This window comes from Salinicola socius, assembly GCF_001937195.1.
Taxonomy (GTDB): Bacteria; Pseudomonadota; Gammaproteobacteria; order Pseudomonadales; family Halomonadaceae; genus Salinicola; species Salinicola socius.
Window position 1 is genome coordinate 213120 of the sequence record NZ_MSDO01000001.1, and the last position, 13088, is coordinate 226207.

Annotated in this window: 16 protein-coding genes; 10 read left to right on the forward strand and 6 right to left on the reverse strand. The window is 64.4% G+C overall.

Annotated features, from left to right (window positions below):
- Positions 1–15: 15 nt before the first annotated feature.
- A complete protein-coding gene (locus tag BTW07_RS00920) occupies positions 16–1173 on the reverse strand; it encodes a MalY/PatB family protein (protein ID WP_075568261.1) in 1158 nt (385 codons plus the stop codon).
- Between the two features lie 36 nt (positions 1174–1209).
- On the opposite strand from BTW07_RS00920, the gene BTW07_RS00925 reads away from it, so the two are divergent.
- Positions 1210–1665: a hypothetical protein gene (locus BTW07_RS00925; protein WP_075568262.1), complete on the forward strand. Its 456-nt coding sequence runs from the start codon at positions 1210–1212 to the stop codon at positions 1663–1665.
- Positions 1666–1676: 11 nt separating this feature from the next.
- On the opposite strand, the gene BTW07_RS00930 is transcribed toward BTW07_RS00925, so the two are convergent.
- The gene (locus BTW07_RS00930) at positions 1677–2024 is read right to left on the reverse strand and encodes a hypothetical protein (RefSeq protein ID WP_075568263.1); all 348 of its coding nucleotides are present in this window, start codon (positions 2022–2024) and stop codon (positions 1677–1679) included.
- 85 nt (positions 2025–2109) lie between these two features.
- Between BTW07_RS00930 and ybaK the strand changes: the two genes are divergently transcribed.
- The 5 genes from ybaK (at position 2110) to BTW07_RS00955 (ending at position 5117) form a co-directional block, all read left to right on the forward strand.
- A complete protein-coding gene (ybaK, locus tag BTW07_RS00935) occupies positions 2110–2592 on the forward strand; it encodes a Cys-tRNA(Pro) deacylase (RefSeq protein WP_075568264.1) in 483 nt (160 codons plus the stop codon).
- 7 nt (positions 2593–2599) lie between these two features.
- Positions 2600–2893 carry a hypothetical protein gene (locus BTW07_RS00940; protein WP_075568265.1) on the forward strand — a complete coding sequence of 98 codons (294 nt, stop codon included), beginning with the start codon at positions 2600–2602 and terminating at the stop codon, positions 2891–2893.
- A 48-nt stretch (positions 2894–2941) separates the two neighbouring features.
- Entirely contained in the window at positions 2942–3463 is a 522-nt protein-coding gene (locus BTW07_RS00945) for a DUF501 domain-containing protein (protein ID WP_075568266.1), read from the forward strand.
- A gap of 53 nt (positions 3464–3516) precedes the next feature.
- Entirely contained in the window at positions 3517–4059 is a 543-nt protein-coding gene (locus BTW07_RS00950) for an LOG family protein (protein WP_075568267.1), read from the forward strand.
- 86 nt (positions 4060–4145) lie between these two features.
- A complete protein-coding gene (locus BTW07_RS00955; protein WP_075568268.1) occupies positions 4146–5117 on the forward strand; it encodes an NAD(P)H-quinone oxidoreductase in 972 nt (323 codons plus the stop codon).
- A 46-nt stretch (positions 5118–5163) separates the two neighbouring features.
- On the opposite strand, the gene BTW07_RS00960 is transcribed toward BTW07_RS00955, so the two are convergent.
- Together BTW07_RS00960 and BTW07_RS00965 are read right to left on the reverse strand one after the other, a co-directional pair.
- Positions 5164–5655, reverse strand: coding sequence for a 3'-5' exonuclease (locus BTW07_RS00960; protein WP_244158283.1), 492 nt, complete (start codon positions 5653–5655; stop codon positions 5164–5166).
- 139 nt (positions 5656–5794) lie between these two features.
- On the reverse strand, positions 5795–6310 hold the full coding sequence (locus tag BTW07_RS00965; protein WP_075568269.1) for a tetratricopeptide repeat protein: 516 nt from the start codon (positions 6308–6310) through the stop codon (positions 5795–5797).
- 344 nt (positions 6311–6654) lie between these two features.
- Here BTW07_RS00965 and BTW07_RS00970 point away from each other — a divergent pair, with 344 nt between their 5' ends.
- From BTW07_RS00970 to BTW07_RS00980, 3 genes are all read left to right on the forward strand, one after another.
- The gene (locus BTW07_RS00970; RefSeq protein ID WP_075568270.1) at positions 6655–7692 is read left to right on the forward strand and encodes an NADP(H)-dependent aldo-keto reductase; all 1038 of its coding nucleotides are present in this window, start codon (positions 6655–6657) and stop codon (positions 7690–7692) included.
- A 95-nt stretch (positions 7693–7787) separates the two neighbouring features.
- On the forward strand, positions 7788–8570 hold the full coding sequence (gene yaaA, locus BTW07_RS00975) for a peroxide stress protein YaaA (RefSeq protein ID WP_075568271.1): 783 nt from the start codon (positions 7788–7790) through the stop codon (positions 8568–8570).
- Between the two features lie 215 nt (positions 8571–8785).
- Positions 8786–9628, forward strand: coding sequence for a Tim44 domain-containing protein (locus BTW07_RS00980; protein ID WP_075568272.1), 843 nt, complete (start codon positions 8786–8788; stop codon positions 9626–9628).
- A gap of 148 nt (positions 9629–9776) precedes the next feature.
- On the opposite strand, the gene BTW07_RS00985 is transcribed toward BTW07_RS00980, so the two are convergent.
- Positions 9777–10538, reverse strand: coding sequence for an SDR family NAD(P)-dependent oxidoreductase (locus BTW07_RS00985; RefSeq protein WP_075568273.1), 762 nt, complete (start codon positions 10536–10538; stop codon positions 9777–9779).
- A 73-nt stretch (positions 10539–10611) separates the two neighbouring features.
- Positions 10612–11382 (reverse strand): sulfite exporter TauE/SafE family protein, encoded by a 771-nt coding sequence (locus BTW07_RS00990; RefSeq protein WP_208605354.1) that lies wholly within the window; start codon positions 11380–11382, stop codon positions 10612–10614.
- Positions 11383–11736: 354 nt separating this feature from the next.
- Here BTW07_RS00990 and BTW07_RS00995 point away from each other — a divergent pair, with 354 nt between their 5' ends.
- Positions 11737–13065: an aspartate aminotransferase family protein gene (locus BTW07_RS00995; RefSeq protein ID WP_075568275.1), complete on the forward strand. Its 1329-nt coding sequence runs from the start codon at positions 11737–11739 to the stop codon at positions 13063–13065.
- Positions 13066–13088 lie beyond the last annotated feature (23 nt).

Below are 13088 nucleotides of genomic sequence, written 5' to 3' on the forward strand. Positions count from 1 at the left end.
GGCCGGGCGTTTTTGTCAGGCCGGTTCCGCCAGCAGCCTGTCCAGCCTCATCAGCGCCTCTTCCAGCCAGCTTCGCGGCATCCCGAAGTTGAGCCTGACGAATCCCGGAGAGCCGAAGTCGGCGCCATCGGAAAGCGCCACGCGGGCTTCCTCCAGCAAGCGCTGCTGCGGCGATTCGGCCAACGCGCTATGGCGAAAATCCAGCCACGCCAGATAGGTCGCTTCCGGCGTCGCCATGGTCACGCCCGGCCAGCGCGAGACATGGGCCTCCACCATGGCCAGGTTGTCCCGCAGCTCGCTCAGCAGCGCCTGCCGCCAATCTTCGCACTCGGCGTAGGCGGCCAGCGATGCGCTCAGCCCGAGCACGTTGACGCCGGGCAGCAAGCCGGCGGCCGCTGCCTGGAATCGCTGGCGCAGGTCGTCGTCGGCAATGATCGCGCAGGCCGAAGAGAGCCCTGCGATGTTGAACGTCTTTGACGGCGCCCACAGCGTGACCAGGCGATCCGCCAGCGCCGGGCACAGCTGGCCCAGCGGGCGATGGGGGAGCGCCGGATCGAGAATCAGATCGCAGTGCAGTTCATCGGAGACGACGATCAGGTCGTGCCGTACCGCCAGCTCGGCCAGCCCCTCGAGCTCATCGGGATTCCACACCCGGCCGGTGGGGTTGTGCGGATGACACCACAGCAGGACGCGGGTGTTGGGCCGGATCGCCGCCTCCAGCGCCTCGAGATCGAGCCGCCAGGGCCCGCCGGCTGCCACGGGTTCGGCCAGTTCGAACGTCTGCGCCTCGCGTCCGGTGTTACTGGCCACGCTCAGGAACGGCGGATAGATCGGGGTCGCGGTGAGCACGCCCTGGCCGGGGTCACTGAATGCCATCGCGGCCAGGTTGAGCGCCGGTACCACACCGGGCACCCAGTGTTGCCACCGCGCGTCTATCGCCCAGTCATAGTGATGGCGGCTCCATTCGCACAGCGTCTGCTTTAGACTCTCGGAGACCCCGCCGTAACCGAACACACCATGTTCGACGCGCGTCGCCAGCGCCTCGAGTATCGCCGGCGGCGAGCGGAAGTCCATGTCGGCAACCCACAGCGGCAGGACGTCTTCGTCGTACTGCTGCCATTTCTTGGTGGGGTGCTGGCGGCGATCGATACGCGTGGCAAAATCGAAGTTCACGATAGTGTTCTCATCATCGGAAATGGATGGACGAATATGTGCAAGCGGCCTGACGCGCCCGACAACGTTTCCTCCCGACCTTTCTACGCTCGGGTGCTGGCCGGCAACTCGAAACTGGTCGGCCACTGGCTGATGCTGGGGCAGGCCGATCCCGACCGGCTGGCCATGATTCTGGCCGATACCGCGCGCATCGCCAAACTGGGAGAGCCCGAGTCGACACCGGACGGCGCCACCCTGACCCACTGGAGCGGCGACGCCAGGCCGCCGCGCTGGGCCGCCAGAACGGCGCTTTTCCTGCTGGTGCAGATGCCCGCCAAGCCCCTGCCCCGTGACGAAGACGAGGCCTGTGCCTGGGCTTATTGCTGGCTGCACAACCGTGATTTCGAAGCCTTCGAGACGGCACGTGACAGCCTGCCCGAACATTTGCGTGACCGCCTCTCGGCACCGCTCGCGGAGGCGTGGCAGGATTTTCGCGGCCTGCGCCTGGTCTGATATCCATGAGGTCACGATCCGCGGCGCCTAGCCTGACGCTTGGGCACGAAGCCATCCGGCTTGGTCGACAGCCATGCGGCGAAGGCGCGAATGTCGGGATGCGACAGCAGCGCCTCGCGGCTTGCATAATGATCGGCGAGTTCGCGTTCGCTCAGGGTACGGTGCAGATGGGAATGGCACGGCCGACAGACCCACAGCACCGCCATCTGCATCCGATCGCGACCATGACGCTTGCGATAGCGCGGCTTGCGGTGCAACGATCTGGGAATCAGATGATGACGCGTCAACGGCGCGGCACGCTCGCAAAGCGCGCAGCACCCGGTCGGCTCGCAGTCGGTCAGTTCGCAGTCAGTCGCCATCGGCAGGGAGTCTCCATAGCATGATCAGCGTAGAAACGTCCCCGGGTACTCCGCAACCCGGTACGAGCGAGAGGCGGGCAACCTCGTGACGCCGGCCGTCCGGCTGCTCGAGTCGCGCAAGATTCCTCATCAGGTCACCAGCTACGAACTGAATGGCGAGTCCGACTCCCAGGGTTCCTATGGCCTCGATGCCGCACAGGCGCTCTCGCTTCCACCCGCCAGCGTGTTCAAGACACTGCTTGCGCAACTCGACGATGGCCGTCTGGTCGTCGCTCTCGTTCCCGTCGATGCCACGCTGGATCTCAAGGCATTGGCCAAGGCCGCCGGCGGGCGCAGGGGCCGCATGGCTGAAGCCGCGACGGCCGAACGCACCACCGGCTATCTGGTCGGCGGCATCAGCCCGCTGGGCCAGAAGAAGCGGCTGCCGACCTTCATCGACGAGAGCGCCATGACCCTGGCGACGATACACGTCAGCGGCGGCCGGCGCGGCCTGGAGCTATCGCTGGCGCCCAACGACCTGATCGCCCTGACCGCAGCTCGTACTGCGGATCTGGCGCGACGCGGATAATCCCCGCATGTCGATAGACTTCGACCTGTGGATCGATCCTGACGATCTCGATCGTCATCGCGCGGTCGAGCGTGTGCTGGAGCACTACTTCATGGAACGCCTGGCCGACTATCCACATCTGCGTTTGCCGGGCCCCGATCCCTACGACTATGATGCGCCGTTCAATCGACTGCACGCGGTGTTGGTCGAGCGCGCCCGCGATTACCTGCTGCGCGACTATCTCTACTCGCCCACCCCGATGCAGCTGAGCCAGGCCTTCTATCGCGCCGTGGCGCGCTCCAACAAGGTCATACTGGACTGAGTCGTGGCAGGCTGAGTCGCAACGGACTAGGTCATACTGGATTTCGCTATGGTGATACACCCCAATCAGGCCCCCACCGACGAGCAGCTATCGATCATCGCCGAACAGCTGGGCCGCCCGCCCCGAGGCCTGGAGGCGGTTGCCGCCACCGATAGCCACGGCCGCCCGCTGGTGCTGCGAATGGCCCCGATCATCGACGAGGCACCGTTTCCGACGCTCTACTGGCTCTCCTGCGAGCGTCTCAAGGTCGTGCTGTCCCGCCTCGAGGCCAGCGGTGTGATCAAGGAGCTGGAGGCCCGGTTACAGCAGGATTCCGAATGGCTCGCCAGCTATCATCAAAGCCACGCCGACTATGTCCGCCAGCGCTGGGACTTCATGAGTGACGAACAGCGCCAGGCGGTCGAGCAGCGCGGCTACTCGCAGTTGATGCGCGAGCGCGGCGTCGGCGGCATCACCAACTGGGATCAGGTGCGCTGCCTGCACACGCAGTACGCCCACCATCTCTGCGGCGACAACGCCATCGGTCGCTGGCTTGACGCAGAGCATGACGTCGCGGCCAGCATTCCCTGATCGTATGCGAGGTCCCGGCCACTCCCTTTCATTCATTTTCCAGGAGCGATAGCGTGAAAATCTGTGTTTATCTGGGCTCGCGCGAAGGCAACGATCCGCGGTTCGCCGAGGCGACGGAAGCGCTGGGTGCGGCGATTGCCAGACGCGGCTGGGGTCTGGTCTACGGTGGTGCCCGTAACGGTCTGATGGGCAGACTGGCCAACGCCTGCCTTGCCGAAGGCGGTGACGTGATCGGCGTGATGCCCGAACATCTGGTACAGCGCGAAGTCTCGCATCACGGCCTGAGCCGGCTGATCCGGGTCGACAACATGCACGAGCGCAAGGCGGCCATGGCCGCACATGCCGATGCGTTCATCGCCCTGCCCGGCGGTATCGGCACCCTGGAGGAGCTGTTCGAGATCTGGACCTGGCGCTATCTGGACCTGCACGGCAAGCCGATCGGCGTGCTCAATGTCGCCGACTTCTACTCGCCACTGCTGACCTTCCTCGACACCACCGTCGAGCACGGTTTCCTGGATGTCGAAACCCGTCGCACGCTGTTTTCCGAGAGCGATATCGAGGCCTTGCTGGACCGTCTGGCCGACAGTGCAGCATGAACGAGACCGGGCTGGAAAACGACCGGGCTTGAGTGAAGCGATTCGAAGCTCGGTAACGCACGCCGTACCATCAAGGAGGATTACGAATGCATGCCATCGCTATCGAAGCCAATCAGATGATCTGGCGCGAGCACGACGCCCCCGGCGCCTTGGGTGCCAGCGACGTGCGAATCAACGTCGCCTGGGCGGGAATGAATCGCGCCGACTTGATGCAGCGTGGCGGCAACTACCCGCCGCCGCCGGGAGAGTCCGAAATACCGGGGCTGGAAGTCAGTGGCACGATCAGCGAAGTCGGCCACGGCGTCGAGCGTTTCCGGAAAGGCGACCGGGTCTGTGCCCTGCTTGCCGGTGGCGGCTATGCCGAACAGGTCGTCGTCAATGAAGCGCAGGTGCTGCCCATTCCCCAGGGCCTGGGGCTGCGTGAGGCCGCCGCGCTGCCGGAAGTCTTCGCCACTGCCTGGCTCAACCTCTACATGGAAGGCGCCGTTCAGACCGGCCAGCGCGTCCTGCTGCATGCCGCCGCCAGCGGCGTGGGCACCGCGGCGATTCAGCTCTGCCGAGTGTTCGGCAACCCCTGCTTCGTCACCGCCGGCAGCGCCGACAAGCTGGAGACCTGCTATCGACTGGGCGCCGACGCCGGCTGGAACCGGCATGACGGCAGCTTCGTCGAGGCGGTCAAGAACTGGGGCGGCGCCGACATGATTCTCGATCCGGTAGGTGGCGACTACATCGCCCAGGATCTGGTCGTACTGAACGCGGATGGCCGCCTGGTGCTCATCGGTCTGATGGGCGGGCTGGAAGCGCAGATCAACCTGGGCCGCATGCTGATGAAGCGCCAGCGGGTGATCGGCTCGACCCTGCGCTCACGCTCGGCGAAGGCCAAGGGGGCGATTCTCGATGCGCTGTACGCCCACGTCTGGCCCAAGCTGGTCAGCGGCGACATCAAACCGCTGATCGCCGGGGCCTGGCCCATTCAGGAAGCGGAGACGGCGATGCAGCATCTGTCCGACAATCGCAATACCGGCAAGATCCTGCTGAGCGTCAGCGGAGAAGGTTGAGGCGCCGCCGGGCCGTCGTCCACGATCAGCAGGCGATGGTGGCGAACTAGTCGAGATTCAGCGTGGCTTTATAGGTCAGCTGCAACAGGCGGGCGTCGTCACCGGCACGATGACGGCGTATGTCGTGCTGCTCGGCGATCCGCTCCTTGGTCGCAGCCCAGCACTCGGTCTGCGCCTCGCTCAGCAGTCGTCGCAGTGCTTCCAGCCGAAACCGCGGCAGCATGCCGGCCTGATCGAACAGCAGCGACAGCCAGGTATTGTCGTAGCCCCAGCTGTCGCTGTAGGCGATACCGCTCGCCGCCAGCTCGTCGTTGAGCCAGCGCGCGACTTCGATCGGTGGGTGACCTTCACGCAGCAGACGCGATCGGGAGATGCCGTGCAGCAGTTCTGCCTTGGGATCCCAGTGCGTCCACGCCTGGATCGGCTGGATCAGGAACGCACAGCGACTGCCATCGCCACGGGCCAGGCCGATCTCGATGGGATAACTGCCACGGCCAAAGCCGGAAGCTTCGATGTCTAGCAGGGTGGGCAGCAACACGTTGCGGGCTCCCTCTCCATGATGCCGTCTCATCTTGCGACGCCGATGAGGCATCATCATGACAGCGTTGGGGCGTGACTTCATCCCGCCACCGGAGGGTGACGGGGTTCACGCGGAGTGCTCCGACGGTTGCGGGCGGTCAGTGCGTGGCGAGCGCGGCAGGCGTCTCGCCGTTGGGTCCGTCTGCAGCGAGATTGTGCGCCCAGCGCTGCCATTCGTCCGCACGCACGGGATCATGAGGCAAGCCCAGCTCACCGCGGCGATACGCATCGGCCAGCCGCTGCGCCGCCTGGAGATGTCCATTCTCGCCGGATCGCGCGTACCAGGTCACCGCGTGATGCACGTTGGGCTGATACTGCGAGCAGCCCAGCTCGTAGATGCGTCCGGCCTGATACTGAGCGTGGCTGTCGCCCTGCTGGGCCGCCTGCAGCACATAGCGCGCACCGGTCGACTTGTCCCGCGGCGAGATTCCGCGATGCATCAGCACGCGACCGTAGAGCGAGCGCGCCGGTACGTGGCCGGCGTCGGCGCAACGCTTGAACCAGCGCAGCATGAAGCGCTGCTTGCCCGGCGACCCCGTCATCCAGCGCGTGTGGCTGAGCTGCGTGGCCAGCTGAAACTCGAAGCGCGTAAAGAAAGAAAACGTCTGTGGCATAACTGACAGTGACCCTGGAGACTGGGATCCGTTGACGGTCCGAACTACCGTGTCGATCTGGACGCCTCTTGTTCTCTATGGCCGCACGCTGTCTGGACAGCAGGACAGCGTGCCGCTTTTTTACAATCCATGGCGCGTCGGAATCGACTCTACACAGGCGCGCTCGACCGGGGCCGAGCGGCGAAAGGCCGCAAGAATACGCCTGCCCGGGCAGCGACTCAACCCCTGACGCCCAGCCCTGGTTTGCCGCCTCACAGCGACGCCAGTAACATACGATTTTCACCGCCTTTTTCGTCTCGGTCCGGTTCCTTTCGACCCGGCTTTTTTACACTCTGGAGCGCAACATGCAGCGACGCCCCCTAGGCAATACCGACATGCAGGTCTCGCGTCTGTGCCTCGGCACGATGACATTCGGTGAACAGAACACCGAAGTCGAAGCGCACCAACAGCTCGACCGGGCCATCGCCGCCGACATCAACTTCATCGACGCTGCCGAGATGTACCCGGTGCCGCCGAAGCCCGAGACTCAGGGGCGCACCGAAGCCTATATCGGCAGCTGGCTGCAGAAACGTGGCAAGCGCGACGATCTGATCATCGCCAGCAAGGCAGCGGGCGCCGGCCGGGGCATGGAGCACCTGCGTGGCGGCCCGCGCCATACCCGCGAGCAGATCCATCAGGCGCTGGACGCGAGTCTGAAGCGCCTGCAGACCGACTATCTCGATCTCTACCAGCTTCACTGGCCGGACCGGCACGTCAACTGCTTCGGTCAGCTGGGCTACCTGCCCGGCGACGACAGCGATGCCACACCGCTGGAAGAGACCCTCGGCGCGCTGAAAGAGGCCATGGAGGCAGGCAAGATCCGCGCCGTGGGACTCTCCAACGACACCCCCTGGGGCGTCATGCGCTGCCTGCACCTGGCCGAGACTCAGGGCCTGCCGCGGGTCGCCAGCGTGCAGAACCCCTACAATCTGCTCAACCGCAGCTTCGAGATCGGCCTGTCCGAAATCGCTCATCGCGAGTCCGTCGGCCTGCTGGCCTACTCGCCGCTGGCGTTCGGTGTGCTTTCGGGCAAGTATCTCGACGGCCAGAAGCCAGCCAAAGGTCGGCTGACGCTGTTCGAGCGTTTCTCCCGCTACACCTCCGAACTGGCGAACGAGGCAGCGCAGGCGTACGTCGACATCGCCCGCGAGCACGGCCTGGATCCGGCCCAGATGGCACTGGCCTACGTCACCTCGCGGCCGTTCGTCACCAGCAACATCATCGGCGCAACCACCCTCGAACAGCTCGATGCCAACATCGACAGCGACTCGCTCACGCTTTCCGACGAGGTACTCGACGCCATCGAGAGGGTTCATCAGCGGATTTCCAATCCCTGCCCTTGAAGCTCGGCCCCGGGGCGCGTTGTTGAAACGCGATCCTGACGCTCGCCGACAGCAGCGCACCATAACGAATCGTTCACGAAACGGATAAGCACGCCATGCTCAGCATCCTCTCTCCGGCCAAGACGCTGGACTTCGAGACGCCCCCGACGACCCGGGACGTCACCCGCCCCGACTATCTCGATCTGAGCCGGGAGTTGATCGACATCCTGCGCGGCTATTCGCCCCAGCAGCTATCGAAGCTGATGGGTATCAGCGACAAGCTGGCCGGACTCAACGCCGCCCGTTATGCCGACTGGAAGACGCCGTTCTCGCTCGACAATGCCAAGCCGGCAGCGCAGGCGTTCCAGGGCGACGTTTATATCGGACTGGAAGCCGCCAGCTTCAGCGCTGCCGACAACGCCTTCGCTCAGGACCACCTGCGGATTCTATCCGGGCTCTACGGCATGCTGCGCCCGCTGGACCTGATCCAGCCCTATCGACTGGAGATGGGTATCCGTCTGGAGAACGCCGCCGGCAAGGACCTGTATGCTTACTGGCAGGATCGCTTGACCCCGGATCTGGACAAGGCGGTCGCCGCCAGCGGCAGTTCGACGCTGGTCAATCTCGCCTCCAACGAGTACAGCAAGGCGATCGACTTCAAGCGGCTCGAGGCCGATGTCGTCTCGCCGGTCTTTAAAGACGAAAAGAATGGCCAGTTCAAGATCATCAGCTTCTACGCCAAGAAGGCCCGCGGGTTGATGGCAGCCTGGCTGATTCGGGAACGGATCGAGAAGCCGGCGACGCTGACCGAGTTCGACGTCGCCGGCTATCGCCATTCGCCGGAAGAGTCGAAACCGGGCAAGCCCGTCTTCTGCCGACGCGAGCGGGATCGCGAGTAGATCGCGACCAAAGAATCAGGCCGGAAGCCGGTACGTTCAGCTTCCATTCATGCCCGTCTGCGACAATGCTCGCAGCAACGAGTGCGCTCGATCGAGACTCGTTTCGAAACCCGCATCGGTTCGAAACCCCTGTTCGGTCGCAATCCGCATCCATCCGGCCTCTTGTCGGTTCGGGCTCGGTACTCGTCCAGGACAACGATTTTCAGGAGAACGCCATGCGCCATCTGCTCGTCATGTTAATGGTCGGCCTGCTCGGCTTCAGCGCCGCCGTCGACCACGCCGAGGCCCGCCGGCTGGGCGGTGGCAAGAGCTTCGGTTCCTATTCGCGTTCGGCCCAGCAGCCGACCCCGACCACCACGCGCAGCAACGCCGCCGCGCCGCCGCGTCAGCCAAGCGCGGGGCTGTCCCGTTTCGCCGGTCCGCTGGCCGGCATGCTGGCGGGCGGCCTGCTGGCATCGCTGTTCTTCGGCGGCGCCTTCGACGGTTTCCGAATGCTGGACATGCTGCTGATCGCGCTGGTGGCGTTCATCGCCTTCCGGTTCATTGCGGGACGTCGACGCCATGCGCCGGCCGGCCATCGCGACGGCGGTCAGCCGCGCGACGCGGCGCACCACGATGCCAGCTCGCAGCCGGCACCGTTCATGGGCGGCAACGCCACCGGAACGAGCGCCGGCGGTATCGCCACCGAGCCGCAGTGGTTCGATCGCGAGCGTTTCCTGACCGGAGCCAAGGAGCACTTCACCACCCTGCAGCGCGCCTGGGACAACAACGATCTGAGCCAGATCCAGGAGTACGTGACGCCGGAGCTCTACAACCTGCTCAAAGCGGAACGCATGGCGCAGCCGGCCAACAACCGCACCGAGATCGTGCGTCTGTTTGCCGAACTGGGCAGTGTGCAGGAACTCAAGGATGAAGCCGAAGCGACCGTATTGTTCCATGGCGTGCTCGATGAGAACGGCGAAGAGACCGAATTCAACGAGACCTGGCACTTGAAGCGGGCCCTGCGCGATGGCTCTCCCTGGTACGTTCAGGGCATCGAGCAGAATCCCGGCGTCTAACCATAAAGCTCAAGCATTCCAGCAAGCTCTGACGCAAGGCCAATAAGAAAGACCAACGAGAAAGGCCCGAGCCCTGTCAACCACAGGCTCGGGCCTTTTGCGTATATCCTCTCGCCGGCCCGTTATCGCGCCGGCTTCCGAACCGCCATCAGTCGTCGCGATCGACCGCGAAAGCCGACCAGGCCTGGCGCGTCGGCATCACCTCCACGCGGTTGAAATTGATGTGCGCCGGCAATGTCGAGATGTAGAACATCTGCTCGGCGATATCCTCGGCCGTCAGTGCGGTGGTACCGCGATACAGCTTGTCGGAAGCCGTCTGATCGCCGCCGGTACGTACCAGGGTAAATTCGGTTTCGGCCATGCCCGGGGCCAGATCGGTCACCCTCACGCCGGTACCTTGTAAATCGCAGCGCAGGTTGTAGCTGAACTGCTGAACGAAAGCCTTGGACGCGCCGTAGACATGACTACCCGGATAGGGCCACTGGCCGGCAATCGAGCCCACATTGACGATCGTCGCCCCTTCACCGACCTCGATCAGCGTCGGCAGCAGCGCATGGGTCACATTGACCAGGCCGGTAACGTTGGTATCGATCATCGTATGCCAGTCCTTCAGCGCCACCTTCTGTGCCGGCTGCGGCGCCAGCGCCAGACCCGCATTGTTGATCAGCGTACGCACGCGCTTGAACGGCTCCGGCAGTGTATCGACGGCCTTCTGTACGGCCTCGTCGTCGCGCACGTCCAGAACCAGCGTATGCACCGCGACCTTGTCCCCCAGCTCGGCTTCGAGCGCATCCAGACGATCGCCCCGGCGACCGGACAGCACCAGCGACCAGCCGGCCTCGGCGAAACGATGGGCCGCGGCACGGCCGAAACCGGAGGTCGCCCCGGTGATGAAAACGATATCGCTCACAGTATGTTCCTCGTCAGATTTCGATAGGCCGAGCGACAGCGCTCGACGGTGTTCATCCGCTCGCCAGACGGTTCTAGCCATAGCCAGCTTCACGGGCCAGCACCCAGACCGACAGCACGATCAGCAGCGGCGCCACGGTGGCTCTCATCGAGCGTGGTCGGGAGTGCTCGAACGCCCACTGCCCCAGAATATTGCCGATCAGCGCCGGTGCCACAAGCCAGGCAGCGCGGATCAGTGTTTCCCGGCCCAACTCTGCCGCCAGCGTCAATCCGATCAGCGACGCCGTGCTGCTGGCCGCGAAGAACATGATCGCCGTGGCCCGCAGCGCCTTGGGGTGCAGTCGCTGATGAAGCAGATAGAGCATCAGCGGTGGCCCGCCGGAAGAGGCCAGCGTCATGCAGAGACCGGAAATGCCGCCGGCAGCCACGCTGGACCAGCTTCCCTTTTTGCCGCTGCCGGCCCGCGCTGGAGCGGGCTCTTCGGCTTCGACCGGCGACTCCCGCCGCAGCAACAGCGCCACGGCTCCGGTCAGGGCCAGCAGGGCGACCGCAATCCGCATCGGTGCCGTCGGCAACGAGGCCATCAGGCCCACACCCAGAGCGGTCGCCACCACCATGCCACAAAGTAGCCGCCGAAGGCGGGGCCAGTCGGCCAGACGACCGGCGCGCCGCCACAGGCCGACACTGGTGACCAGATCCAGCAGCAACGCCAACGGCACCGCTTCGATCGGCGGCAGAAACAGCATCAGCCCCAGGGCCAGCAGCATGGCGAAGCCGAAGCCGCAGTAGCCCCTGACGAATCCGGCAAAGCAGGCAAGCCCCACGGCCGGCCACAGCATTGGCATCGATGAGATCACGCTGAGGGGTACTTCCCTGATAGATCGGCCTTGATCCACCGAGCATGGGTTGCCTGCCGATATCGCTCATTCCAGATATCGCTCATTCCAGATATCGATCGGCTACAGATATCGTTGGGTGCCATGAGGTCCGCTCGGTGCCGAGCGAGAACCATACCCAGCGGCTCGAAGCCCGGGTAGGGCCAGTTTGGCGTCCAGCTCGGGACATCCGGCTACGCTGTCACGACCTCTGCCGAATTCTGGCTCTACGCGTTTCGATCGCAGCGTCCTAGTCTTTGAACATCCGGCTCCAACCTCCGCAAGCCCGGCCAGGAATCAAACCCGAACAACAGGAAGCTCGCCATGACCGACACCATCATCAACGAAGACGTGTCCAATGAGTACGTCCACCAGCTCGACCGCCAGCACGTGTTCCACTCCTGGTCGACGCAGGGCAATCTCTCGCCGATGGTGATCGCCGGTGGCAAGGGTTGCCGGCTGTGGGACTACGCTGGCAAGGAGTATCTGGATTTCAGCAGCCAGCTGGTCAATACCAACATCGGCCACCAGCATCCCAGGGTCGTTGCTGCCATTCAGGCCCAGGCCGAGACCTTGACCACCGTCGCGCCAGCGCATGCCAATCTTGCCCGGGGGGAAGCGGCCAGGCGCATTCTCGAACGCGCGCCGTCCGGCTTCGGCAAGGTGTTCTTCACCAACGCCGGCGCCGATGCCAACGAGAATGCCATGCGCATGGCCCGCAGCGTCACTGGCCGCGACAAGATTCTGTCGGCCTACCGCTCCTATCATGGCAATACCGGTGCGGCGATCGTCGCAACCGGTGACCCCCGCCGGGTCCCCAACGAATTCGCCCGCGGTCATGCCCACTTCTTCAACCCGTTCCTCTACCGCAGCGACTTCTGGGCCGGCAACGAGGAAGAGGAGTGCCAGCGCGCGCTGCAACATCTCAAGCGAGTGATCGAGTGCGAAGGCCCCAGCGCCATCGCGGCGATTCTGCTGGAGTCGATTCCCGGCACCGCTGGCGTGCTGATTCCTCCCAGGGGCTATCTGGAAGGTGTCCGCCAACTGGCCGACCAGTACGGCATCCTGGTGATCTTCGATGAGGTCATGGCCGGCTTCGGCCGCACCGGACGCTGGTTCGCCCTCGAGCATTTCGGCGCCAGGCCGGATCTTATCGTGTTCGCCAAGGGCGTCAATTCTGGCTATGTGCCGGCCGGCGGGGTAATCATTTCGGATGAGATCTGCCGCCATTTCGACGATCACATGTTCTTCGGCGGCCTGACCTATTCGGGCCATCCGCTGGCGATGGCTTCGATCGTCGCCACGCTGGATGCGATGCGCGACGAAGGCATCGTGGAAAACGCCGACCGTGTCGGCAACGGCCCGCTGGCCGCCGGGCTCCAGCAGCTCGCGAAGGATCATGCCATCGTCGGCGAAACCCGAGGCCTCGGCGTCTTCCATGCACTCGAGCTGGTCAGCGATCGCAATACCCGTACCCCATTACCGGCTGCTCGAATGGGCGCCATCAAGAACGCGCTGATCGCCAAGGGACTGCTACCGTTCGTGGTCGAGAATCGCATTCACGTGGTGCCACCGTGCATCGTCAGCGAAGCGGAAGTCACCGAGGGGTTGACGATCCTCGACGCCGTGCTGGGCGAGTTTGCGGCTGGCTGATTGGTTTCCTAAGACCAGACAGC

What these genes read in the sequence shown, in the direction of transcription:
- BTW07_RS00970 (WP_075568270.1), top strand. Translation starts at nt 6,655, where the DNA reads ATGCAGCGACGCCCCCTAGGCAATACCGACATGCAGGTCTCGCGTCTG.
- BTW07_RS00930 (WP_075568263.1), bottom strand. Translation starts at nt 2,024, where the DNA reads ATGGCGACTGACTGCGAACTGACCGACTGCGAGCCGACCGGGTGCTGC.
- BTW07_RS00940 (WP_075568265.1), top strand. Translation starts at nt 2,600, where the DNA reads ATGTCGATAGACTTCGACCTGTGGATCGATCCTGACGATCTCGATCGT.
- BTW07_RS00965 (WP_075568269.1), bottom strand. Translation starts at nt 6,310, where the DNA reads ATGCCACAGACGTTTTCTTTCTTTACGCGCTTCGAGTTTCAGCTGGCC.
- BTW07_RS00990 (WP_208605354.1), bottom strand. Translation starts at nt 11,382, where the DNA reads ATGCCAATGCTGTGGCCGGCCGTGGGGCTTGCCTGCTTTGCCGGATTC.
- BTW07_RS00945 (WP_075568266.1), top strand. Translation starts at nt 2,942, where the DNA reads ATGGTGATACACCCCAATCAGGCCCCCACCGACGAGCAGCTATCGATC.
- BTW07_RS00925 (WP_075568262.1), top strand. Translation starts at nt 1,210, where the DNA reads ATGTGCAAGCGGCCTGACGCGCCCGACAACGTTTCCTCCCGACCTTTC.
- BTW07_RS00995 (WP_075568275.1), top strand. Translation starts at nt 11,737, where the DNA reads ATGACCGACACCATCATCAACGAAGACGTGTCCAATGAGTACGTCCAC.
- BTW07_RS00955 (WP_075568268.1), top strand. Translation starts at nt 4,146, where the DNA reads ATGCATGCCATCGCTATCGAAGCCAATCAGATGATCTGGCGCGAGCAC.
- BTW07_RS00980 (WP_075568272.1), top strand. Translation starts at nt 8,786, where the DNA reads ATGCGCCATCTGCTCGTCATGTTAATGGTCGGCCTGCTCGGCTTCAGC.
- yaaA (WP_075568271.1), top strand. Translation starts at nt 7,788, where the DNA reads ATGCTCAGCATCCTCTCTCCGGCCAAGACGCTGGACTTCGAGACGCCC.